Origin of the sequence: Croceitalea sp. P059 (assembly GCF_031846365.1) — a bacterium.
GTDB lineage: Bacteria > Bacteroidota > Bacteroidia > Flavobacteriales > Flavobacteriaceae > Croceitalea > Croceitalea vernalis.
The window spans coordinates 843,875-868,005 of record NZ_JAVRHW010000001.1; the positions used below are offsets into that span (position 1 = coordinate 843,875).

Annotated in this window: 26 protein-coding genes and 1 tRNA gene; 9 read left to right on the forward strand and 18 right to left on the reverse strand. The window is 34.9% G+C overall.

Annotation, left to right across the window (positions count from 1 at the left end):
- Positions 1-25: 25 nt before the first annotated feature.
- Both RM542_RS03770 and RM542_RS03775 read right to left on the reverse strand, forming a co-directional pair.
- Positions 26-220 carry a hypothetical protein gene (locus tag RM542_RS03770; protein ID WP_311384377.1) on the reverse strand — a complete coding sequence of 65 codons (195 nt, stop codon included), beginning with the start codon at positions 218-220 and terminating at the stop codon, positions 26-28.
- A 109-nt stretch (positions 221-329) separates the two neighbouring features.
- Entirely contained in the window at positions 330-1,484 is a 1,155-nt protein-coding gene (locus RM542_RS03775; protein ID WP_311384378.1) for a carbohydrate porin, read from the reverse strand.
- A gap of 140 nt (positions 1,485-1,624) precedes the next feature.
- Between RM542_RS03775 and RM542_RS03780 the strand changes: the two genes are divergently transcribed.
- Genes RM542_RS03780 through RM542_RS03790 form a run of 3 tightly spaced genes read left to right on the forward strand, consistent with a single transcriptional unit; the run spans position 1,625 to position 3,640 of the window.
- Positions 1,625-2,278 (forward strand): metal-dependent transcriptional regulator, encoded by a 654-nt coding sequence (locus RM542_RS03780; RefSeq protein WP_311384379.1) that lies wholly within the window; start codon positions 1,625-1,627, stop codon positions 2,276-2,278.
- A 3-nt stretch (positions 2,279-2,281) separates the two neighbouring features.
- On the forward strand, positions 2,282-3,103 hold the full coding sequence (locus RM542_RS03785; protein WP_311384380.1) for a ZIP family metal transporter: 822 nt from the start codon (positions 2,282-2,284) through the stop codon (positions 3,101-3,103).
- A 30-nt stretch (positions 3,104-3,133) separates the two neighbouring features.
- On the forward strand, positions 3,134-3,640 hold the full coding sequence (locus RM542_RS03790) for a hypothetical protein (RefSeq protein WP_311384381.1): 507 nt from the start codon (positions 3,134-3,136) through the stop codon (positions 3,638-3,640).
- Here RM542_RS03790 and RM542_RS03795 read toward each other — a convergent pair.
- The 6 genes from RM542_RS03795 to RM542_RS03820 all read right to left on the reverse strand — a co-directional run bounded on the left by RM542_RS03795 (position 3,629) and on the right by RM542_RS03820 (position 8,707).
- Entirely contained in the window at positions 3,629-4,105 is a 477-nt protein-coding gene (locus RM542_RS03795; RefSeq protein ID WP_311384382.1) for a hypothetical protein, read from the reverse strand. The genes RM542_RS03790 and RM542_RS03795 overlap by 12 nt on opposite strands.
- Before the next feature lie 194 nt (positions 4,106-4,299).
- Positions 4,300-5,058, reverse strand: coding sequence for an SDR family oxidoreductase (locus tag RM542_RS03800; RefSeq protein ID WP_311384383.1), 759 nt, complete (start codon positions 5,056-5,058; stop codon positions 4,300-4,302).
- 1 nt (position 5,059) lies between these two features.
- A complete protein-coding gene (locus RM542_RS03805; RefSeq protein WP_311384384.1) occupies positions 5,060-5,806 on the reverse strand; it encodes a hypothetical protein in 747 nt (248 codons plus the stop codon).
- Positions 5,807-5,825: 19 nt separating this feature from the next.
- Entirely contained in the window at positions 5,826-7,379 is a 1,554-nt protein-coding gene (locus tag RM542_RS03810; protein ID WP_311384385.1) for an FAD-dependent protein, read from the reverse strand.
- Between the two features lie 30 nt (positions 7,380-7,409).
- A complete protein-coding gene (locus RM542_RS03815) occupies positions 7,410-8,156 on the reverse strand; it encodes a DUF6090 family protein (protein WP_311384386.1) in 747 nt (248 codons plus the stop codon).
- Entirely contained in the window at positions 8,156-8,707 is a 552-nt protein-coding gene (locus tag RM542_RS03820; RefSeq protein ID WP_311384387.1) for a hypothetical protein, read from the reverse strand. The genes RM542_RS03815 and RM542_RS03820 overlap by 1 nt, the downstream gene beginning before the upstream one ends.
- Before the next feature lie 121 nt (positions 8,708-8,828).
- Here RM542_RS03820 and RM542_RS03825 point away from each other — a divergent pair, with 121 nt between their 5' ends.
- Positions 8,829-9,245 carry a hypothetical protein gene (locus RM542_RS03825; protein WP_311384388.1) on the forward strand — a complete coding sequence of 139 codons (417 nt, stop codon included), beginning with the start codon at positions 8,829-8,831 and terminating at the stop codon, positions 9,243-9,245.
- A gap of 71 nt (positions 9,246-9,316) precedes the next feature.
- On the forward strand, positions 9,317-9,724 hold the full coding sequence (locus RM542_RS03830) for a DUF2141 domain-containing protein (RefSeq protein ID WP_311384389.1): 408 nt from the start codon (positions 9,317-9,319) through the stop codon (positions 9,722-9,724).
- Positions 9,725-9,727: 3 nt separating this feature from the next.
- Here the strand turns inward: RM542_RS03830 and RM542_RS03835 are convergent, their stop codons facing one another.
- The 9 genes from RM542_RS03835 to RM542_RS03875 all read right to left on the reverse strand — a co-directional run bounded on the left by RM542_RS03835 (position 9,728) and on the right by RM542_RS03875 (position 17,557).
- Entirely contained in the window at positions 9,728-10,627 is a 900-nt protein-coding gene (locus RM542_RS03835; protein ID WP_311384390.1) for a glycoside hydrolase family 16 protein, read from the reverse strand.
- 19 nt (positions 10,628-10,646) lie between these two features.
- Positions 10,647-11,054 carry a TonB-dependent receptor plug domain-containing protein gene (locus RM542_RS03840; protein WP_311384391.1) on the reverse strand — a complete coding sequence of 136 codons (408 nt, stop codon included), beginning with the start codon at positions 11,052-11,054 and terminating at the stop codon, positions 10,647-10,649.
- Positions 11,055-11,171: 117 nt separating this feature from the next.
- Entirely contained in the window at positions 11,172-11,873 is a 702-nt protein-coding gene (locus RM542_RS03845) for a hypothetical protein (protein ID WP_311384392.1), read from the reverse strand.
- Positions 11,874-11,943: 70 nt separating this feature from the next.
- Complete coding sequence (locus RM542_RS03850) at positions 11,944-12,696, reverse strand: DUF4097 family beta strand repeat-containing protein (protein ID WP_311384393.1); 753 nt, start codon at positions 12,694-12,696, stop codon at positions 11,944-11,946.
- A 19-nt stretch (positions 12,697-12,715) separates the two neighbouring features.
- Positions 12,716-13,513: a HEAT repeat domain-containing protein gene (locus tag RM542_RS03855; protein ID WP_311384394.1), complete on the reverse strand. Its 798-nt coding sequence runs from the start codon at positions 13,511-13,513 to the stop codon at positions 12,716-12,718.
- A 2-nt stretch (positions 13,514-13,515) separates the two neighbouring features.
- Positions 13,516-14,046: an RNA polymerase sigma factor gene (locus RM542_RS03860; RefSeq protein ID WP_311384395.1), complete on the reverse strand. Its 531-nt coding sequence runs from the start codon at positions 14,044-14,046 to the stop codon at positions 13,516-13,518.
- A gap of 275 nt (positions 14,047-14,321) precedes the next feature.
- Positions 14,322-16,535 carry a ferrous iron transport protein B gene (gene feoB / locus RM542_RS03865; RefSeq protein WP_311384396.1) on the reverse strand — a complete coding sequence of 738 codons (2,214 nt, stop codon included), beginning with the start codon at positions 16,533-16,535 and terminating at the stop codon, positions 14,322-14,324.
- Positions 16,532-16,771: a FeoA family protein gene (locus RM542_RS03870; RefSeq protein WP_311384397.1), complete on the reverse strand. Its 240-nt coding sequence runs from the start codon at positions 16,769-16,771 to the stop codon at positions 16,532-16,534. The genes feoB and RM542_RS03870 overlap by 4 nt, the downstream gene beginning before the upstream one ends.
- A 108-nt stretch (positions 16,772-16,879) precedes the next feature.
- On the reverse strand, positions 16,880-17,557 hold the full coding sequence (locus RM542_RS03875) for an SCO family protein (protein WP_311384398.1): 678 nt from the start codon (positions 17,555-17,557) through the stop codon (positions 16,880-16,882).
- A gap of 150 nt (positions 17,558-17,707) precedes the next feature.
- Between RM542_RS03875 and rseP the strand changes: the two genes are divergently transcribed.
- The 4 genes from rseP (at position 17,708) to RM542_RS03895 (ending at position 22,515) form a co-directional block, all read left to right on the forward strand.
- The gene (gene rseP / locus RM542_RS03880) at positions 17,708-19,063 is read left to right on the forward strand and encodes an RIP metalloprotease RseP (protein WP_311384399.1); all 1,356 of its coding nucleotides are present in this window, start codon (positions 17,708-17,710) and stop codon (positions 19,061-19,063) included.
- Positions 19,064-19,133: 70 nt separating this feature from the next.
- A tRNA-Asn gene (locus RM542_RS03885) sits at positions 19,134-19,207 on the forward strand.
- 239 nt (positions 19,208-19,446) lie between these two features.
- Positions 19,447-20,721 carry a ribonucleotide-diphosphate reductase subunit beta gene (locus RM542_RS03890; protein ID WP_311384400.1) on the forward strand — a complete coding sequence of 425 codons (1,275 nt, stop codon included), beginning with the start codon at positions 19,447-19,449 and terminating at the stop codon, positions 20,719-20,721.
- 3 nt (positions 20,722-20,724) lie between these two features.
- Positions 20,725-22,515, forward strand: a complete 1,791-nt coding sequence (locus tag RM542_RS03895; protein ID WP_311384401.1) for a ribonucleoside-diphosphate reductase subunit alpha — start codon at positions 20,725-20,727, stop codon at positions 22,513-22,515.
- A 65-nt stretch (positions 22,516-22,580) separates the two neighbouring features.
- Here the strand turns inward: RM542_RS03895 and RM542_RS03900 are convergent, their stop codons facing one another.
- A complete protein-coding gene (locus RM542_RS03900; protein WP_311384402.1) occupies positions 22,581-24,125 on the reverse strand; it encodes a sugar porter family MFS transporter in 1,545 nt (514 codons plus the stop codon).
- Positions 24,126-24,131: the final 6 nt, after the last annotated feature.

Genomic DNA, 24,131 nt, shown 5'->3' on the forward strand with positions numbered 1-24,131 from the left:
GAAGCTAACGAATTGTAGCCATAAATTATATCCATTGTTGTACACCGTTATTTTTCAATAATTTCTTAATCAATGTATGATTTCCGTTCACAAAATACTGCAGGTATTCCAAGGATTTGTCTAGTCCCGATATGGCACCAAAATGCCATACATTAGCCTCGCGTTGAGCGTAGCCTAATTGCACTAGAGCAAATAGCATTAAAAGAAGTAACTTTTTCATGAGTATTACCTCCTCTAATATATATTTTTTTGAATAATTAATTGTTAACTGAGAGATTGTCTTAGTTAGCTTGCAATATTGATCTGTTAAGTGCAGTCGTTAGAGCCAATTATAATGTAAAATAGGTTCTTAAACCTAGTACAGAAGCATCTGGTAAGTTGGATAAACTTGCTCCGCCAGGATTAATAATTTGTTGCAGACTTACTTGCAATTGCCACCATTCTTTAAGTGTTACCAAGTAGGTGAGTTCTAAAAACTGCTCAGTTTTAAGAGATTGTTGCGCCCCAGGTTGAGCTCCTTCGCCCAAATGAGGGTAAAAATAGCCCAAACCCAATTCCCCATTTTGTTTTTTTACAAAGTGACGCCAACTAATGCCACCTCGTAAATCATAATCAAATTGCGCATAGCTCCAATTGGTTGCAGTACTGGCAGAGGCAAAAAGAAACATTCCTTTTTCTGTGGCATTTGGATTTTTAAACAATTTGGTGTCTAATGAAAAATATAAGGAAGTAAGACCGTTTTTCTCTTCTCCAGTATTAGAGAAATAGGAGTTGGTATCATGCATGACCCCAAATCTTAAAAAATGGTTGTTTTTTGCATAATTACCTTCTGCAATAAATAGATGACCGGTAGGCGTAAGACTAAAGTCTAGTCCTGTAGAATTAATAATTTCATCAATTATTTCAGGTCCTGCTTGATAAATTCCTGTTCTTACTTTCCATAAACCGTTTAGTTGATAAGAGGCAAAGACAGACATTGCGGCTACGGGCCATTGCGGATAATTATTACTTAAGGTAAAGGGATAAGCTGCCACACCATGAACAAATAGATTGCTAATATCAGTGGTCAAAAACTCATCATCTATTGCTTGCTTTCCAAACCTTAGAACCAATTTTTCGTTTTTAGATTGATGTTGTAAATAAAGATTTTGCATCCTAAAACCAGAGAGCGCCTCAATATTTGAGGATAATAAATCGTCGCCAATTAAATCGGAAATACTTTTGCCATGTACATGTATGGTATTAAAAAAGATTGAAGTTCTTTTAAACCCGACCAACTTGTCCAAATCAAATTCTCCAGAGAAATCAAGGTAACCTTTGTAGTTTGTGCCTGTTTGAGCCCCGCCTTTTAGGTTAGAAAAAGATTCTGAAAAATAAGATAGCCCAAGCTCAATGGTTTTTGCTTTATTCTTTTCGGTTTCTTGGGACCTTAAAGGTGAATAGAAAAGCAAAAAGGCCAATAATAATATTCCGAAAGGGTTCATTACTTGTAAATGTACTATTTGCAGATAAAACTAAAATGAATTTAACCACAAGATAATTTTAAAAGTTAAAAACTAATATTTAGACAAATCTAAATATTAGTTTTTGTAAATAAAAATGTATTTTTGAAAAAACTTTTTAATTGACAAGGGCAGAAGAAAATTACATAAAGGCTATATATCATTTAGGCGGGAAAGAATCTTTTTCCATTTCTACCAATGCCATTTCCAAAGAAATGAAAACAAAGCCATCTTCTGTTACAGATATGGCAAAAAAACTGGCGGAAAAAGGGCTGGTAAACTATATAAAGTATAAAGGGGTATGCTTAACAAAAAAGGGCATAAAAACTGCTCTTACAATAATTAGAAAACATCGTTTATGGGAAGTTTTTCTTTTTAAAAAACTGGATTTTAGTTGGGATGAGGTTCATGAAGTAGCAGAACAACTAGAGCATATTAAAAGTGAAAAATTGATTGATAAAATTGACGAATTACTCGATTTTCCTAAATACGATCCTCACGGTGACCCCATTCCTAGTAAGAATGGACATTTTCAAGAAAGAGCTAAGCAGCTTTTAAGCGAGTTACCTATACCTTCTAAAGGAATTTGTGTTGGTGTAAAGAATACATCTTCAGCATTTCTGAGGTTTTTGGATAAAAACCAGATTGCTTTAGGAGATGCCATTGAAGTTTTGGAAAAGGAAGCTTTTGACGATTCACTTTATATTAATATCAATGGTCAAAAACTTCATGTATCAAATCAGATAGCAACAAATTTATTTATCAAAAAAGAATAATTAATGGAACAAGTAATTACATATTTTGAATCTATTGACCCTATTTTAGCGGCTTTTTACGCCACACTTTTTACCTGGGGATTAACAGCTGCTGGGGCAGGATTGGTGTTTTTCTTTAAAAACCCGAATAGAGCGGTTATGGATGCTATGCTCGGTTTTACTGGTGGAGTAATGGTAGCAGCAAGTTTTTGGAGTCTTTTAGCTCCGGGTATTGAGATGAGCCCTGGTGAAGGTTTTGTAAAAGTGATTCCGGCAGCAGTAGGCTTTTTATTGGGAGCCTTCTTTCTTTTTGGACTCGATAAGGTGCTCCCGCATTTACACCTTAATTTTAAAGAGAGTGAAGCTGAAGGCGTCAAAACCCCATGGCATAAAACCACCCTATTAACTTTAGCAATTACCTTACATAACATTCCGGAAGGTCTGGCAGTAGGTGTTCTTTTTGGTGGTGTTGCTGCTGGTTTTGATGGTGCAACTATTGGTGGAGCGGTAGCTTTGGCTTTGGGAATTGGTTTGCAAAATTTTCCTGAAGGTTTTGCGGTTTCTATGCCTTTGCGTAGACAAGGACTTAGCAGAAGAAAGAGTTTTATGTATGGTCAAGCTTCTGCCTTAGTAGAACCTATTGCTGCTGTTATTGGTGCTTGGGCGGTAATTACTTTTCAGCCTATTTTACCCTATGCGCTGGCTTTTGCAGCAGGAGCAATGATTTTTGTGGTAGTGGAAGAGGTGATACCTGAAACGCAGCAAGACAAGCATTCTGACGTAGCCGTAATGGGCTTTATTGGGGGTTTTATTGTGATGATGACTTTAGATGTTGGTTTAGGTTAAGCTAGCTCAAGAACCCTAAAATTATTTAGTATGATTCGATTTTTAACTCTTTGTCTTTTTTTATTTTCAATAGACGGTTTTGCCCAAAAGGATACTGCAGCTCTTCAAGAAGAAATTAATCAAGAAGTTTGGAAGGCCTTTCAAAATGCATTTCAAACTTTAGATGGTGAGGCTTTAAATGCGACTTATGCAGAAACGGTTTTACGCGTGACTCCTAGCGGTATTGATACCCAAAATAGTTTTAAAGCAAAAAATTTAGAGCGTTTTATGGGGTATGAGAAAGAGGGAGTATTAATCACTTTGGATTTCTGGTTTGATAGCAGACATACCAATACTACAGCATCTTACGAAGTTGGGTTTTACCGAATTGGGTTTATAAAGAACAATGAAACTTCATATAGTTATGGGCAATTTCATATTGTAATTCAAAAACTAAATGGACAATGGAAAATAACCCAAGATTGGGATACCGATACCATTAATGGTGAAAAGATTGGTGCCCAGGATTTTGGTAAACGAGCACCTTTAAAGTTCTAACTCATCTAAAAGTAAGCCGTAATCATACTGCAAATCTTCATGAAGCAGTCCTATTTTTTTTTGAATGTAATCTAACTGACGTTGATAAAGGTTCATTAGCGTTGTATTTCTTTTTATAGAAGGTTTAAAATCACGCAGTTTTTCACAGAAATACAGTAAAAGAGCGACTTCGGTTTCTTTATTACCAGAATATCTAGCGTATTTTTTAATTGTTCTAAGAATCTTACGTACACTTTTTTTAATGTAGAAATAACTGTTGGTATTGATAGCTTCAAACTGCTCATCAACTTCAGCTTTAACGGTTTCAATATAGCCAGATTCACTATCAGATTCAAACAAGAGATAGGTGAGTAGTTCTTTGTTTTCTTTTTTAAACCGAGCCAGTCGAAGGCATAATTGCAGCAACTCATCTGGATTTCTATGTTGTAATTCTTTTTTGAGTTGGGATACCGTAGCTGCTTTCATGGGCTAAAATTAGCAAAATTAAAGTACCTTATTGTTATCCTAGGCCCAGTCGAAGGAAAGACAAGGTTTCTATACTTTTTGGATGTAAGGAATTGTATTTATTTGAGTTTTTTAACCGGATTCTGAATTGTTTCTTTTGGGAAGATTTTATCGCTCTTTTTCTTCGACTGCGCTTAGCATGACGAAGAAAAACTCTAGCTCCTTAAATAACTTGCCCCATTCACATCTATGATTGTACCGGAAGAATAGGCGGCCTTATCTGAAGCCAAAAACAAAATTGCATGTGCAACTTCTTCTGGCTGGGCCATTCGTTTAAAAGGTGATTCTCGAAGTAATTTTTCACGTTCAGCAGGTGTTAGGGTAACTGCTGCCATTTCAGTTTCTGTAAACCCTGGTGCAACAACACCAACATATATTTTATAAGGGGCTAATTTCTTTGCGAGGGACTGGCTCATTGCATTCAAAGCCGCTTTACTAGATCCATAGGCCGGTTTTGTAGGTTCGCCTCTAAAGGCACCTCTGGAAGAGACATTTACGATATGTCCTCCTCCGGATTTCATCATGGCTTGTGCTGCCCAATAACTAGTATTAGCCGCCGCAAATAGATTGGTTTTATATGTGTTTTCCCAAGCCAGTGTCCAATAGTCAAAATCTACCTCATCAATATCATGAAAAATGGAAATCCCGGCATTGTTGACTAAAACATCAATGCTTCCATATTGAGCCACAAAATCTTCAACAAGCACTTTGGTTTCTTCTTTTTTAGATACATCGTATTGAAACAAATGATGCCCTTTGCCAGATAATTCTGCTAAAGTTTTTTTTGCTTCTTTAGTATTGTTTCGGTAATTGATACCCACTTTAGCACCTTTTTTTGCAAAGGCCATGGCTGTTGCTTTGCCGATTCCTCTTGAGGAACCAGTTATAAGTACTTTTTTGTTTTTGAAATCCATATTATGGGTTTAGATAATTCGCAATCTTTTCTTTTAAGAAAATTGTTTTTTCTAAAGATGTTTCTTTTAAATGCGCTCCAGCATAGCGGAATGACCCCCGATGTTTTATCATATTAATGTACACTTGATCTTTTAAGAGCGATTCATAATCTATGGGTATAACATCGTAATTAGGATCTTTTAATCCTCTAGACTTCACATCTACCACTCGGAAGTATTTGTGGAAAAGCGGTAATGAAGCAGAGGGCCAAAATTGATTCTCCAACCTAACGGTTAATGCAATGAGAACACCATATTCTGCATCAAATAGGTCAATCATCAGTTTTCTAATTTCGCTATCAGAGATTATTTGAAATCCCTGTGATTTAATTGCTTCAAATGCAGTGTTGGAAATAACAATGTCCGAGGCAAAGTCAGCTCTTCCAAAATGATAGTTCATACTATCAACATGAGCGAGTTTATTTTCTAAGACTTCAACTACAAAATCTATCGAACGCGCGGTTTCATATTCTTCAGTGATACTATTTTCTAGTCTTTCAGCATTAATACTTAGATTTTCTAGTAGCTCTGATAATAACTCTTTTTCTATTTTAGAATCTATTTTGTCTTGATTCCAATTATTTATCTGTAGTGCTATCAAAATACCAAAGACTACTAAGATGATTTCACCAATAGCATACAAAAAGTATTTAGAGAACTTGTTCTCAGAGAGTAGTTGTTGTCGAATACGACGGAAGAATTTAATCATAGCATTAATTTAAGTATTTTTAAAGACCTACAATTGCAGCTTCTGTACAGCGTTCCCCATCCATTGCAGCAGAAATTATTCCACCGGCATAACCACCACCTTCACCACAGGGGAATAGGCCTTTAATTTCTGGGTGTTCTAATTGTTCCGTTCTGGGGATAGTAATTGGTGATGAGGTTCTAGATTCTACACCAACAATATTGGCTTCTTCAGTATAATAACCCTTCATTTTTTTACCAAATTGCTCAAAGCCTTTTCGTAAGCGACCTCCAATCAATTTTGGAAATAAAGAATGCAAAGGCGATGAATTAAGTCCTGGTTGATAAGATGTTGGGTTAAGGTCTTGAGAGATTTTACCTTCCACAAAATCAGTTAACCGTTGTGCCGGAGCAGTTTGTGTTCTTCCGCCAGCCGTAAAAGCCAAACGTTCTAAATTTTTTTGATATTCTAGACCTTTTAGAACTCCATATTTCTCATAAGTTGGTAAATCTTTATCCACATTAATTTCGACAACAATACCAGAATTGGCAAACTTGTTATTCCGTTTTGAGGGTGACATACCATTAACAACAACCTCACCTTCCGCTGTTGCTGCCGGTACTATAAACCCACCAGGGCACATACAAAACGAATACACGCCTCGGTTTTTTACCTGCTGCACAAGACTGTAGGCCGCCGCGGGCAGTAATTCACTGCGTTCTCCACGACAGTGGTATTGAATAGAATCAATAATATGCTGTGGGTGTTCTACCCGAACCCCCATGGCAAAAGACTTGGCTTTAAGGGCAATGTTTTTGTTATATAACAGCTCAAAAATATCACGAGCAGAATGGCCAGTAGCTAAGATTACGCGTTGAACTTTTAATTCTTTTTCGCCATTGAGAACAATAGCTCTTATGCGATTATCTTTTAATTTAATGTCCGTGACTTTAGTGTCAAAATGGACTTCGCCACCAAACTTGATAATGGTTTCCCGAATATTTTGAACAATTTTAGGGAGCTTATTGGTGCCTATATGTGGGTGTGCATCCACCAAAATTTCTTCGGTTGCTCCATGAAAAACAAGGCTTTCAAAAACACGACGTACATCGCCTCTTTTTAAACTACGGGTATACAATTTACCATCGGAATAAGTACCTGCACCGCCTTCACCAAAACAATAATTAGAATCTTTATTTACAATATGATCTTGATTAATGGCTTTTAGGTCTCGACGTCTATCTTTTACGTTTTTACCGCGTTCTAAAACTATAGGCTTATACCCTAATTCTAAACAGCGAAGAGCTGCCCACATACCAGCTGGGCCAAAACCAATAATATGAATGGACTTGGCAGTAGAGACATCTTTATATTCGAAATGATAGGTATTGTCTTTTGGGGTAGGTTCGTTAATATAGACTTCAAGCTTATAATTGAAGTAGATAGTGGGCTTACGAGCATCTATTGATTTTCGTTGCACTTTAATTTCAAAATCATCTTCTGAAACCCCGAGGTATTTGGCTGTTCTAGCTTTCAGTCCATCTGGTTGGCCTTCCTCTTTTAAACTTATCCGTATTTGGATGTTTCTTATCATTAAAAATTATTTGGAAGGTTTACAAAGAAATTAATCATTCGGGTCAGGTTCTGTAAGTCGAACAATGTCATTAATCATAGCAATGACTCCTTCTTCAACTACAGTAGTCAAATTATTGTCTAAATCTCCAGCTCTCTTATTCAAAAAATTTCTATTGTTTTTACTAAACAAGGCTTTAGTGTTTTCTGGATCGTTATCGCTGTCTGGGTCAAAATTTGTTCTTACCCATGGGCCATATTCGTAAAACAAAAAGTTGACAGCAAACTCCTCTTCTTCTAAGTAATCTCCGAGAACATCTTTCCATGAAATTAGATTCCGTCTTAAAGTATCGTTTTTGATTAGGTCAAATGAAGACGAGTTTAAAAGCGCCTCAACGGCCCCATTTTTTGGATTGAATGATTTATTTCTCCAAACCAAGTTATTGTAATATCCAATGCTATCAGCGAAATGGGCATTTGATTTATTTCGTTGTGGATTATTATGATCAAAAAAACTCATGATTTCTAATAATCGTGTTGCAGCATGTAGATTAGTTTTATTGAAAATAATGATAGAGTCTAATTGCGCTTTATTGGATTTGAAGTCTAAGTTAATCTCTCTTAAAAATGCTTGTTCTTTTTCATGTTCCTTTTTTTCTTCATTCCAATTATTAATCTGAAGTGCTATTAGAATACCAATGACCACTAAGATGATTTCACCAATGGCATATTTTAAGTATTTGCCCGTTTCACCTTTTGAAAGTAATTCTTGGCGTGTTTTTCTGAAGAACTTTAGCATTACTTCACTTTATTAGGTTGACTATTAGTGCTAGTAACTTTCCACATTTCGTCTTCGTAAATAGAGGTGTAAATCACTTCAATTTCAAATGGGCCATCATCATCAGGGCCAATATTTAAATAACTAAGAACACTATCTAATTTTGAGGCAGGCAGATTATATGTGTAAATAGACCGCTCTTCTTCAGGAGTTAAAGTGGTACCACGACCTAGAGTAGCATGCTGGGATAGATAGCCATAATCCAATAATTTTGGAAGCTGACTACTTAGTAATTTTTCGCTATCCAAAGAAAATATCTTATCGTTATATTTAAAGTAGATTGAATCAATAATGGCAGGCCCTAGTCCCTTATTTTCTATAACCTGTTGAAAAATAATAATCGAATCATTACCACCTTGGTTTGTAGTAAAATCTAGTCTTGGTTTTACAGAGAGCTTACTTTGAACACGCATAATATCAGTTTGATAAATAAATATGGCAAGCGTAAGCACACTTATAGCCATAGCCGATATGCCTAGAATGCGGTCGGAATTAATCTTTCTTGATTTCATAACTATTTCAGGAATGGTTATTGCTTTAAAGATAATAGTTATTCATTTACATTGTGCGGAAGTAAAAGAACAAAGGTTTGATTACTTTTAAAAGTATATTTAGCATTGGAATAGTACTATCATGAAAAAGAAAAACTGGTTTTGGAATCTTGTTATTTTACTCACCGTTGTTGGCTGTATTTTCGCTTTTGCGTTGCATTATAAAAATTGGTCTAAGTTCGAAGAAGGAAACTTTCAAGTAGCATCGGGTATTTATAAACAAAGAATTCCAATTATTGAAATTGATAAAGTCACATGGCTTAATAAATTGCCAGCTATGCAACGAATGAATGGGTTTTCGTGGTTAGCTAAAGAGAAGGGTGTGTTTGTTGATTCATTAACTCAAACCAAGGTTTATGTATTTGTTGATGACTTAAGACAGCCAAAGCTTCGGATTACTCATCAAGATAGCTTGCTCTTGTATTTGAATTTAGCAGATAGTATAGAAACTCAAGAAATCTACGAGAAATTAACTTTGGCTTTAGAACAAAAAGATTAAGGTATTTTATCTTTGAATACAGCTAATTTAAAACTCTTAAGAGTCTTTTACGTAATCGAAAATTTCATTTAATGAAAATTATTTTCAGCAGTTTTTTATTAATTTCTAGTATTTGCTTTGCCCAGCATAAGATAACAGTACATGTAGAACAAGTGCCTTCTTCAAAAGGTAAAGTGAGCGTGGCGGTTTACGAAAGTCATGAAACATTTTTAGAATTTGATAAGGTTTTTGCCTCTGGTAGTGCCAAAGCTAAGGAAGGTAGAACAACCGTTGAGGTTGATGAGATACCTAATGGTGAATATGCAATTGCTTTATTTTATGACGAAAACGGCAATGACGAATTAGACACCAATTGGTTTGGAATACCTAAGGAAAAAGTTGCCTTTTCACATGCCAAGATGAGGGCATTTGGCCCTCCAAAATTCAAAGACTGCGCCTTTGAAGTAGCTAAAGATGTTCAAGTTACTATTTCGCTCTAATACTTATCTACTATAAACACGCACCCAGTCTACTTGCATTTGCGAAGTATCCACAAATGTTGATGAAGATTGATTTGGAAAAAAGAATCCGCCAACAGCAGTATTTAAAACAATTTGTTGTTTTTGACCAAAGAGTGACGAAATAAAGTTTAGCCCATTAGCATTGTATTTATGTAGGCTTTCGTCATCAAAAATAATTTCTAAACTATTGGACGTCCAAATGAGTTCATAGGTATGAAAATCGGCCGTGATGTCGACTTCTAATTCATGTTCCACAACTGTATTGTCATTGTTGGTAATAGGAATACCCTCTTCAACACCGTAAAAGATATTAGAAGAAAACTCCATTGGCAGATTACCTCTGGCTTCTATAATATCTATTTCGCCTTTTGTTGGCCATGGGTCACCATAAGACCAAAATGCAGGCCACATTCCATTGCCAGAAGGGAATTTGATACTGGCCATAAATCGGTATTCGGTTTCACCTGTTGCACTTGATGGTCCGTATGTTGTTTTGGTTTCTATTCTGCCGGAAACGTATTCAAACTCTTTGTCCGTACTATCAAATGGATTGTTAGGACCAATAATTCGTTCACGCTGCACATTAATACTTAAAATGCCGTTTTCTAATACTAATTGCTCCGGACGGTAAAACTGTATTTCATTATTAAAAGCACCGCTTTCCCATATATTCCATTCTGATAAATCAGACTCAAATTCTTCTTCCCAAACTAAATTCCAAGGTCTGTTGGGGTCAATTGGTTCTGGGTCATTTGCTTCTTCTTCCTCTTGAATAATTGGGTCAGGACCATCTCCATCAGAATCGGAACAGCCTGAAAAAGAACAGAATAACAATAAGGTAAATAAAGAAGTTAAAAGTCGAAGTTGAAAAGGTTTTCTCATTGCGTAGGATTACTGTTTTTTATTCTTTTAAGGTGGTGAGTTTGATAACTCCGTTGGCACCACGACTGCCGTAAAAAGAAGCATCAGAAGCTGATAAAACTTCTATTTTCTTGACCATAAAATTAGTAACCAGATCATTAACGGCACTAAATGAATTGCCTACTATTAAATCATCCAGAACATATAGAGGCTCGCTCGTACCAAATGGCGAAATGGAATTTGCCGTTTTTTGAAGAACAGGGACTCCATTTTTAAGAACAATGCCAGGTTTTTGTCTTATTTGTGTCAGTAAAGAAACATTTGCTCTATTTTTTTTATCTAAACTTTCTTTAAGATTAGATTTATTGGTTTCATTGCTTTTTGTTGCAGAACAGCTAACAATAAATAAGCAAAGTACTATTGAAAGTAAAGAAAGAATTTTTTTCATGGCACGTTTTTTAGCTGCTTTAAAATACGACAAATTCTTGTAATGTTTGAGTTTGATTAAAGAACATAAAAAAAGGCGCATATCATGCGCCCCAAAATATTTGTCTTAGTACCAAATTTATTTTCTCAAATACATGTTACCATTAATGGTATTGAGACTAAGCTTATTTTTAAAACTACCTCCATCACTTTCTACTTTTTGGCCAACATGCCTGTCATGAGCAACAATACTTAGGTTTTCATCAGCATAAATATCACCGTGAATAGTTTCAGCTACGAATTTGGTATTAGAAACTTTTAAATCAATTTCTCCATTTATAGTGGTTAATTTTAATTCGCCAGCATAGGCGCCAATATCGATATTACCATTAATGAGATCTGCAGTAAAGTCGCCTTCAATCAATTCAGATTTCATACTTCCATTAATACTACTTACTTTAAACTTGGCATTTTTTGGCACATACAGCACATAATCAAAGTCGTATTTTCTATTCGAATAGTAATTATGCTTATTCTCTTTTTGCCATTCGTTTTTAAATGCGTCAAAAAGCTTTTCAGTATCAGATGCTATGATAATCGAATTACTATTCTCTTTAATATCTAACTTATAAAGCTCAATATGTTTATCATCTTTGGTGCTGATATTAGCTTTGAAATAAACACTTTGCTTGTCCCAAGTTTTTACTTCAATATCTGAAGCGAAAGGCACTTTCATTTCAATATATTGGTTGTTATAGTCAAGGTTTTTTTCAATGATTTTCTGCCCAGTTACTATCGTTGTGATAAAACACAAGAGTAGCCCTAATTTTAAATTTTTCATGATTGTTCGTTTTTTGTGCCAAGCCAGTTTCTGTAATTCATAGTATCAAGCTCAACTTATTTTTGTTAGTTTATTTTTTTCTTAAATAAATAGTTCCGTTGGTGGATTTTAATTTAATAGCTACACCTCCGCCATTAATGGCTCCTTTTATGTTCTTGCCAGATACTGATTTGAGCCCCTCTTTGTCAGGTCTCTGCAAATCAAAATTGGTATAAATATCACCATTCCAAGAGCTTAGTTCCATATCGGCCGAAGTGTTTTCTGGTAGCGTAACATCAATTTCTCCATTAGTTGTTCTAATTACAATTGGAGCGTCTTGACTGATTTTATCAAAAGACACTTCAATACCTTGATTCAATGAATAGGCAGTAACAGGACCAGAAAGGTTCTCCATTTTAAGTCCGCCATTTAGATTTGCATTAGCTTCAACTTCACCTGAAAAACCTGCTATGTATATGTCTCCATTCCATGAATTGGTTACTGAAACATTTTGAGTTTTTGGCAGAAATATTTCCGCTTTTTCAGACCTTCTCAAATTCTTAACTAACATAGTGCCTCCATCTTGCACTACATAAAAACCTACATCAGTATTATCAGTGCCACCTGCACCAACTAATTTTAGTCCTTTGGCTTTTTCAGATTTCTTTTTTCTTGAAGATACTTTGATTAAAAGCTCATTTTTGTCGTGTGTTTTTAATTCAATTCCTGATTTTGATTCGATCTTAACCCAATCAACCCCACTTAAAGATTTAGTGTAATCCGTTTGCGCTGTTGCACTCCAAACAAATGCGCAGATAAATAAAATACTTGATACTAATTTCATGATTTTCGTTTTTTGATGTTTATATAATTTCTGATAATACTTGATTAATTTCATCCTTAACAAATGGCTGAGTGTCTTCTTGTTCTAATAATTTTTTCATTGGTTCTAGGGCTTTCTTTTCTTGTGTTTTCACAAGATTTCGAATAAGTGAAATTTGTACACTCGGGTCTTTTTCTGTTTCTAAAGCTTTGATAAAAGCAATTTTGACCAATTCAGCACTTGAAAAATTTGACAATGCCTCTACCGCTGTTAACCTCACATTAATGTTTTCATCATGAAGCATTCTATCAGTTAAGGCAGTGATAATGGCCTCATCAGGATTTTTAAAGTCTTGAATAAATTGAACACCTTGAATTCGTTTACTAGCAGATTGATTCTCCATAAGTGAAATCATAGCCGTCTGTTTTAATTGTTGACTTTCATTTTCTATTGAAGCAATAGTTAGGTTTGCTTTTTCAGATTGAAAATAACGCCCAGAGGCAAAAGCAATAGCTAGAATGGCTATACTCGCCGCAATTTTCATAATACTTTTGAGCCAGTTATTATTATTTTTAGAGGTAGATTGGTTGATGGCAACTACCTTAACTGAATTGTTCTTTTCTTCTTCTAAAAGCGCAAGAAAACCTTCTTTTAATTTTGACGAAGGCGCTTCAACTTTTTCTCGTTCGATAGCGTTAAAAAGAAGTTGGTATTCTTCTACTTCGGTTGCAAAAGATTTGGATTTTTTAATATGTGTCTCGACAATAATCCTTTGGTCATTATTGAGCTTACTATCTAAATAATCTGGAATCAAGTCTGTTATATTTTCTTCGTTCATCATCAGATATTTTGTAGGTAAATTGTTTTTAATTTTTTTAAGGCTCTACTCACTTTAGTCTTCACCGCTCCTGGTGTTGAGTTTAAAATTTCAGCTAATTCGACATATTTAATTTCATGAAATTTATGTAAAACAATTGCCTCTCTGTCAGAAGCTTCTAACCGGTTCAATGCTTTTTGTAAATGCGAATAGTCTTCTTTGTTTTCTATTTGTTCAGCTGCTAGTTGATATGAAACAGCATCAATATCATTATGTACTTCTTTATTTCTCGTAAAATGTGTTTTCAGACTATTTCTAGCAATGGTAAATAACCAAGAGACGAACTTTCCGTTTTTATAAGATGACCTATACTTAATCACCTTGTAAAATACATCTTGAGTTAAATCTTCACTCAACATTCTGTCACCACACATTTTATATAAAAAATTAAAAATGTGAATATGGTGTCGTTCAAAAAGTACTTTTAAAACATCTAAGTTTCCTAAAGCTACTTCCCCCATTAATTTTTCGTCTGTTTGCTCTTTTAATAGCATGTTCTTGGTTGGTATTCGTAACTATATAGTCAGAAAAGTACAAAAGGTTACAAAGCGGCCTTAAATTTTTAAAAAGAAATAATAGAATAGGAGTGAATAAGTAGGCTAGCGATTAGAAATAAATTTTAAGAACAACCACAGTCATTATTTGAACAGCCCTTAGAATTTGAATTTTTCTTAAACCTTAAGCTTTTCGGAAAAACATATTTTAAAAGCAGATATCCTACGGAGAGTGCTAAAAAAAAGTATACTAATATGTGTTGAAAAACTTCCATTTATTTTAAAACTTGGTACGCTACCAAAGCTACAAGGTAGGCAAAACCGCTCATAAATACTAGTTGATATAAAGGCCATTTCCAAGAATTGGTCTCGCGTTTTACAACAGCTAGTGTACTCATACACTGCATGGCAAAAGCATAAAAAAGCATTAAGGATATACCTGACGCTAAATTAAATAGGGGTTTATTACCTGAATTGTCTAACTCAGCGGCCATTCTATTTTTTATAGTTTCCTCTTCGTCATTACCAACACTATAAATGGTAGCTAGAGTACCTACGAATACTTCCCGGGCGGCGAACGAAGTTAAAACGGCGATACCAATTTTCCAATCATAACCCAATGGTTTTACAATAGGTTCTATTGCCTTACCAGCATAACCTATATAAGAATGTTCTAATTTGAAGCTCGTAATTTCTTGAGCAATAGCTTTCTCGGTCAATCTTAGTTTGACAATATCTAAGGAATCTTTAGCAGACTGAATTAATTCAGGATCTGGAGATTTCTCAAAAGCAATTAAGCTGTTTTTTATATAATTTTTGCTGTAATTATTTAAACCGTTTTTTTCAATTCTTTGAGTAACAATTTCTTCTGCATTTTTAAATTCCTCTGAAAAACCATTAGAACCCAAAAACCAAAGAATGATTGAGATTGCTAAAATGATTTTACCTGCTCCAAAAACAAAACTTTTTGTTTTTTCAAGCACTGTGTAAAAAACATTTTTAAAAAGTGGAAGCCTATAGGTTGGCATTTCGATCATGAACAACGATTTGTTTTGAATTTTCAAATACTTGTTCAATAACATTGCCGAAAGAATGGCCATTCCAAATCCTAAAAGATAAAGAAGCATTAAGGTTAAGGCCTGATAACTTAAGCCTAGAAAACTACCTTTTGGGATAACCAGTGCAATTAAAATTAAATACACCGGTAATCGCGCAGAACATGTAGTAAAAGGCACAACTAAAATGGTAATTAATCGTTCTTTCCAATTTTCAATGGTACGTGTTGCCATCACAGCTGGTATGGCACATGCAGTACCAGAAATTAAGGGTACAACACTTTTTCCACTAAGTCCAAAGGGTCGCATTAGTTTATCCATTAAGAACACCACGCGACTCATATACCCTGATTCTTCTAATAATGAAATGAATAAAAACAAGAATGCAATTTGTGGTATAAAAACGGCGATACCTTTAATACCTGCAATAATACCCTCGGCCAATAGGTTGGTAAATACCCCTGAAGGTAAGGTGTCTTTGACCCATTCGCCAGCCATAGAAAATTGTATATCAATCCAATCAGAGGGGTATGAGCTCCATTCGAAAATGGCCTGAAAAATGGTCAATAAAATGATACAGAAAATAAGATATCCAAAAACTTTGTGAGTCAAGACCTTATCAAGACTAGCTCTTAATCCTTTGGCAGATTGCAAATCGACCTTATAAGCTTCCTTTAAAATTCCGTTGATGAATTGATACCGAATTACAGTCTCTTTGTGTTGTAATTTTTTTAATTCATTTTTTGATTTAGTTGAGAATGAAGTTGCATCTTGAATACGTTTCTTCTCAATGGGCATGAAATTGACATCTTGTGTAATTACCAACCACAATTTGTACAAATCTTCTTGAGGAAAGGTTTTTTGTAAACGCGCAAAATACTCAGGTGAAATTCTAGAGGTATTCGTATTAGGTTTTGAAGAAAGACTTTTGTAATTGGCAATGAGTTCTTTAACTCGTTCAATGCCCTGACCCTTTCTAGTGCTCACTAAAGCGATTTTAGTGTCTAGTTTTTTCTCGAGTAATTCAATATCTATTGAAATTCCTTTTCTGGTCATTCTATCAGCCATATTGATTACTAGTACGGCAGGAATTTGAAGGTCTTTTATTTGAGTAAAAAGTAAAAGATTTCGTTTTAGGTTTTCTATATCGCTAATGACTACCGCTACATCTGGATAATCTTTATCATTTTTATTGAGCAATAACTCTACAACAACACTTTCGTCTAAGGAAGTCGTATTAAGACTGTAGGTGCCTGGTAAATCTAAAACATGAGCTTTTACCCCTCGTGGTAGTTTACAAATCCCTTCTTTTTTCTCAACTGTAATACCTGGATAGTTACCTACTTTTTGATTAAGCCCAGTAAGTTGATTAAAAACTGAAGTTTTACCAGTATTTGGATTTCCAATTAAAGCAACATTGATGTTTTTACTCATGAATTAGAATCTTCAATAATGTCTAGTTCAATTAATGAGGCCATGGATTTACGAATAGCAATATGAGATCCGTTCACATTAATATATACCGGGTCGCTAAGAGGTGCAATCTGTACTAATTCAACTTGATTACCTGGTAAACAGCCTAATTCTAAAAGTTTAATGGGCAGTAAAGATTCAGAAAACTCTTTAATTATACCCTTTTGACCATACTTCAGTTCCGCTACCGTAATCACTTATTTTTATTTAGATTGATTATAAGTAGTCAAAAATAGGACAAAATCGCGAATCTATCTCTGAAACCTATGAAAATGATTTCTTATTTTTTGAAAAGGTCATTTGAGTTAACTCTTTTGATAAGATGCCTTTAGAATACTGAGGTCCTCCAATAGCTCCTTAATTTCTTCTTCATTAGTGCCATCATAAAAACCACGAATACGTCTCTCTTTATCAACCAAAATGAAGTTTTCGGTGTGTATCATATCAAAGGGTCCACCATCTCCATCATTTTTAACTGCTAAATATGACTTTCGAGCGAGTTCATAAATTTGTTTTTTATCACCGGTAACCAAATTCCACTTAGCATCAATAACTCCTTTTTCAATAGCATATTTCTTGAGCTGTTCCACAGAATCTATTTTAGGGGTTACAGAATGAGAAAGCAACATTACTTCATCATCATTTAAAATTTGTTCCTGAATGTTAGCCATATTCTTGGTCATTATTGGACATATGCTGGGGCATGTGGTAAAGAAAAAGTCAGCGATATAAATACTATTTTCATATGACTGTTCAGTTATAGTTTCACCATTTTGATTGGTCAGCATAAAATCTGCTATGGTATGATACTTTTTAGTATCATGTAACGTACTATCTACCAATTCAGGATTTACCATATTCGGTTGGTAAATAGGTAATCGTTTTTGAGGTTTTAATGCATTATAAATAAAGTATATGATTATTATTGAAATGATACCCAGTACGATACCAAAAAATTTGAACTGACTAAAAAACCTTCTCATAGACTGCAAAAATAGCTTAGGAAGCGACATTTATCAAGAAAATGGAAGATTTAGATACTAAATCTTTCTTAAAATGAAATATGCTTTAAAGGGCTGTTTTTTTTAGCGAGTCTAAAAACTTACTTTTGTGGGCTTCAAGCAAAATAATACATGAGTCCCATCATTATACAGATTATTCAATTCTTTTTGAGTTTGTCCCTTTTAATAGTTCTACACGAATTAGGACATTTTATACCCGCAAAATTATTTAAAACTCGAGTGGAAAAATTCTATTTGTTTTTTGATATCAAATATTCTTTGTTCAAAAAGAAGATTGGTGAAACAGTCTATGGTATTGGTTGGTTGCCTTTAGGCGGTTATGTGAAGATTTCAGGTATGATTGATGAAAGCATGGACACGGAGGCCATGAAAGAAGAACCTAAACCTTGGGAGTTTCGCAGTAAACCAGCTTGGCAAAGGCTAATTATTATGCTTGGTGGTGTTACTGTGAATTTTGTTCTTGCTGTAATCATTTATATTGGAATGGCATACCAATATGGTGATAAGTATGTGCCGATGGATAGCTTAAAAGATGGTGTTTGGGTAATGGAAGAAGTGATAGGCAATAAAGCCGGAATTCAAACTGGGGATAAAATTATTGCTGTTGATGGGCAGAAACTAAAATCTTTTAGTAGCGTATACTTAGAATTAGTCAATGGCAACACACTTACTATTGAACGCGATGGGCAGCGTATAGAAAAAGAAATGCCTGTTGATTTTATTGAAACACTGCTTGAGGATGAAGATAAAGTACGATTTTTATACCCAAGGATACCTTTTATTGTTGGTGAAATACCTAAAGATTCTCATAACGCTGCCTCAGGTTTGAAGCTCGAAGACGTCATCAATAAAATTGGAGACGAAGAAATTACTTATTACGATGAGTTCAATGGTATTATTCAAAAATATAAAGGGCAGAATGTGCCTTTTACAGTAACAAATAAAGAAGGGTCAACCAGAATGGTACAAATGGTAGTCAATGACTCTGCTAAAATAGGCGTCCGTTTAGGATTTCCTGGTCTTTTTGATTTAGCCGATAGAGAAATTTTAAAAGTAGAAACTACTAGCTATTCTTTTGCAGAAGCAATTCCTGCCGGCATTAATGAAGGAGTTGAAACGCTAAGCAATTACGTAAAGCAACTGAAGAAAATTTTTAACCCCTCTACAGGAGCTTACAAAGGCGTTGGTGGTTTTGCGGCGATTGGTAAAATGTTTCCTGATACTTGGAACTGGCCCGCATTTTGGTCGACAACGGCCTTGATATCAATTATTTTGGCTTTTATGAACATATTACCAATACCAGCTTTAGATGGGGGTCATGTCATGTTCTTATTATATGAAATGGTGTCTGGTAGAAAACCAAGCGATAAATTTATGGAGTATGCGCAAATGGTAGGTTTCTTTTTATTAATCGCATTATTGTTGTTTGCAAATGGTAATGATGTCTACAAATGGCTTTTTAAATAAAAATGATTAATTTTTTCTTTGTAGTGTTCTAAAGAAAAAATTATATTTGCACCCGCTTAAGGTAAAACATTCCTCCTTAGCTCAGTTGGTTAGAGCATCTGACTGTTAATCAGAGGGTCCTTGGTTCGAGCCCAAGAGGAGGAGCAAAAGCAGCTATATAACATAGCTGCTTTTTTGTTTTCTATACTTTCCACATCACTTTTTATGTCTTTTTAAAAAAAAATGCATCAAAAAATTCTCTAAATGCTTGTAACTAAGGGTGCAAATTATGATGTTGATAAAATTGTTGAGAACCAAATTTTGTAATGTAAAATCTGAGTAAAGAAATGATGAATTTTATAATCTGGTTTTAAGGAACAATTCCGAACAAATTCAATTTTTTTATGGAGATTATCAAGATTACTAAGAGAGATTTTAGCACCAAAACTTTTGAGCTTTATAAAATCACTAACGCGATTTTAAAGGCAATGACAGCTGTTGAAAATGGTCAAATGGAAGATGCTCAGCGCATTGCAGACCAAGTTTACACATCGCTTTTAGTAAGACAAGGTAATGATGCGGAGTACACTCCAACCGTAGAAGAGGTTCAAGACGTGGTGGAACAAAAACTCATGCAAAGTGAGTTTCAGGATGTTGCTAAAGCTTATATCATTTACCGTAACGAGCAAGCAAGAATTAGAAAATCAAATATTTTTGAAAAACGTATCAATTTAAAACCATACGAATACCCACAACTTTACGAATATGTGCCTGCCATACGTCATTCGTATTGGATTCATACAGAATTTAATTTTACAAGTGATATTCAAGATTTTAAATCTCGATTGAATAGTGTTGAGCAGAATGCTATCAAAAATACAATGTTAGCGATATCCCAGATTGAAGTGGCAGTTAAGTCATTTTGGGGTGACATATACCAAAGAATGCCTAAGCCAGAAATAGGTTCAGTTGGGGCAACTTTTGCAGAAAGTGAAGTTCGTCATCATGACGCGTATTCTCACTTACTTGAAGTATTAGGTTTGAATGAAGAGTTCAAAAACCTCAAGAAGAAACCGGCTATAATGAAGCGAGTGCAATATTTAGAAACTGCACTTAAGAATTCAAGAAGTGATAGTGACAAGGAGTATGCTGAAGCAATTTTATTGTTCTCATTATTTATTGAGCATGTTTCTTTATTTTCTCAGTTCTTGATTATTATGGCCTTCAATAAGCATAAAAATATGCTTAAAGGTATTTCAAATGTTGTGGAGGCAACTTCAAAAGAAGAACAAATCCATGGTGATTTTGGTATTGACATCATAAATATTTTAAAAGAAGAACATCCTGAATGGTTTAATGATGAATATCATGCTATTATCCAAGACATGTGCAAGAAGGCCTTTGAAGCGGAGAGTAGTATAGTCGATTGGATTTTTGAAGATGGAGAGCTAGATTTCTTGCCAAAAACAGTAGTGAATGAATTTTTAAAGAACAGATTCAATAGCTCACTAGAGAGTATCGGAATTAATTCCGTTTTTGAAGTTGACCAGAAGTTGCTTTTAGAAACAGAATGGTTTGATGATGAAATAATTGGGACAAAACATGGAGATTTCTTCGTAAAACGTTCCATCAACTATAGTAAAAGAACACAAAGTATAACCAGCGACGATTTGTTTTAAGATATGCAGAACCAACTAGACAAAAACCTAAAAGAAACCACCACCAACCCAGCTAAAACTTTAGTGAATGCTAGAAAAGAAGCACTATCCAATGTTATAACTGAGAATGCTACTTCTGAAGAATTTGCGTGGTTAAATGATAACAGCAGGAAATTTTTAGCTGCGGGTTATTTAACTAAAGATGCCACTCCGGAAGGCAGAATTCGTGAAATAGCAAATAGAGCAGAACAAATTTTACAAATACCAGGTTACGCAGATAAGTTTTACAACTATATGTCTGAAGGTTTTTTCTCTTTGGCCTCGCCAGTGTGGTCAAATTTTGGTAAAGAAAGAGGTTTGCCAATAAGTTGCTTTGGTTCTCATGTCGATGATGATATGGGTAATATTTTATATACCCAATCGGAAGTTGGAATGATGTCTAAATTAGGTGGTGGAACTTCTGGATATTTTGGAAAAATTCGTCATAGAGGAGCGCCAGTTAAGAATAATGGAGAAGCTTCAGGGGCTGTACATATCATGCAGCTTTTTGAATCTATGGTTGATGTGGTAAGCCAAGGTTCAGTGCGTAGAGGTCGTTTTTCACCATACTTACCTATTAGCCACCCTGATATCATGGAGTTTTTAGAAATAGGTACTGAAGGTAACCCTATTCAACAACTTACTCATGGAGTAACGGTTACCAACGATTGGATGCAAGAAATGATTGACGGTGATGTTGAAAAACGAACTGTTTGGGCTAAAGTATTGCAACGTCGAGGTGAAATGGGTTATCCATATGTTTTCTTTTCTGATAATGCTAATAATGGTGCTGCTGATGTTTATCAAGAGAAGAACCATCAAATATATGCTAGCAATTTATGTACGGAGATTATGCTGCCGTCTAATGACAATTGGTCATTTGTTTGTGTATTATCCAGTATTAATGTTTTGCATTATGACAAATGGAAGAATACCGATGCAGTAGAGACCATGGTACATTTTCTAGATGCTGTAATTACAGAATTTTTAGAAAAATTAGAAGTCTATCGTGACTCTGATAATCGTGAAGATAGACAGACCTTCTTATTTATGGAACGTGCATATAATTTTTCTAAAGCGAACCGTTCTTTAGGCTTAGGTGCCCTAGGATGGCACTCTTTATTGCAGTCTAAGATGATGGCTTTTGATAGTCAAGAAGCATTTAATTTAAACAATGAAATCTTTAAAGAAATTAAAGAACGTTCTTATAAAGCATCCGAACAATTGGCCGAACGTTTTGGAGAGCCTGAAGTACTAAAAGGTTATGGTCGTAGAAATGCTACTTTAAATGCAGTTGCGCCAACAACTTCTTCAGCATTTATTTTAGGTCAGGTTTCTCAAGGTATTGAGCCAATTTGGTCTAATGTTTATGTAAAAGATATTGCCAAGCTTAAAACAACCATCAAGAATCCATTTTTGGCTGATTTGCTAGAAGAAAAAGGCATGGATACTCCAGAAATTTGGAAGAGCATACGTGATCGCGATGGTTCTGTACAGCATCTTGAGTTTTTGACGGAAGAGGAGAAAGCTGTTTTCAAGACCTATTCCGAATTGGATCAATTAGATATTATTTATCAAGCTGCGGCAAGACAACATCATATTGATCAAGGTCAATCAGTGAATATTTTGGTGCACCCTGATACTCCTACTAAAGAAATCAATAAAATTCATGTAACTGCTTGGAAATTAGGACTTAAATCTTTGTACTATCAGCATAGTATGAATGCAGCTCAAAAATTTAAACAGAAAAAAGAATGCGCAAGTTGCGAGGCGTAATTCTTAAAAAACATAGAAGTAGAAAAAGGCATTTCAATCATTTGAAATGCCTTTTTTAATATGTTCTATTGAACAAATTCAGTTTCAAGCTGTTCTAGCGATTTTCCTTTGGTCTCAGGCAATACTTTTAGCAGTATAAAGAAACCTACGACACCAATTAATCCAAAAATTAAAAAAGTCATTGCGTTACCTAAGTTTGATAATTCCCAAGGGAATATTTGTTGAATTAACCAACTACTGATGGAGTTAACAAAGCCAATAACCCCGATAGCCAATCCTCTATACTTCGTCGGGAAAATTTCAGATAGCATCACCCACATAACGGGACCGAGTGAAAAGGCGAAGCAGGCTACGAACCCTAAAATACCAATAAGTACTAATATGGAATTCATTTCAATCGCAGCTTCCAAGATTGCTCCATCATTTTTGGCGTATACCTTAGTGCCTAGAGCTTCTTGCATTTCTCTTTTGAACTGCACATCATTATCATAAGCTTTATTCAGAAAAGGAGTTAGCTTTTCATTTATAGAAGTGTCTAAAATGTTTATCTTTTCTTCGGTTAATTTATAAGTAGCATTACTGAAGCTATAAGTACAACACAAAAGACTAATGGCAATACCTGCAATACCAACCAAAAGCAAAGGTCTGCGACCCACCTTATCGATAATTACCATAGAAATGATGGTGAAAATCACAGCGATTGTACTTAAAAGCACCCCAGAAGCGAAAGCAGCATTAGTACCAATACCTGTTTGTTTAAAGATTGAGGTTGCATAAAAGTAGATGGCGTTGATACCTGTTATTTGTTGGAGTATACCCAAAGTCAACCCTACCAAGAAAATAAACCGTAGTGCGGGCTTTAAAAGTTCTTTTAATTCAACCTTTTCTTTATTTTGATTATTCTCTATACTAGTTGCTATTGCTTTAGCTTCTTCCTCAGCTTTAGAATTACCATGCAGTTTGACTAGAATATTTTTAGCAGCGTCAACTTTGCCTTTTAAAAATAACCATCTTGGGCTATTGGGTACAAAGAACATCAATACAAAGTAGAGCAGTGCAGGTATCAACTCGAGTCCAAGCATCCAGCGCCAAACAGTTTCATCAGATAAAAAACTCTCTCCTGAAGTATTTAATTCGTTCAGGTAATAATTACATAGAAAGGCGGCAAAAAAGCCTAAAACGATATTTAGTTGTTGCATGGAAACCAATTTGCCCCGGTTTTCAGCACTTGAAATTTCAGCGATATAGGTAGGTGCTAAAATTAAGGCGGCACCAAAGGCAATTCCACCTAACATTCTTGCAATCCAAAGCATATCATAGCCCACGGCGTACGCCGATAACAACGCTGAAAGGGCATATAAAAAAGCAACCACAATTAATATTTTTTTTCTTCCAATAAAATCACTCAATCTACCAGAGATAAGCATAGCAATCATAGCGGAGAATGAAGGGGAGCTAACGACCCAACCCGTTTGAACATCATTTAAATCAAATTGCGGGCCAGCATAAGACATCACCCCTGAAATAATACCGGCATCAAATCCAAATAAAAATCCGCCTAAAGAGACGACAAAAGCTATAAACCAAGTTCTTTTTGTTGTAGTATTCATATGTTG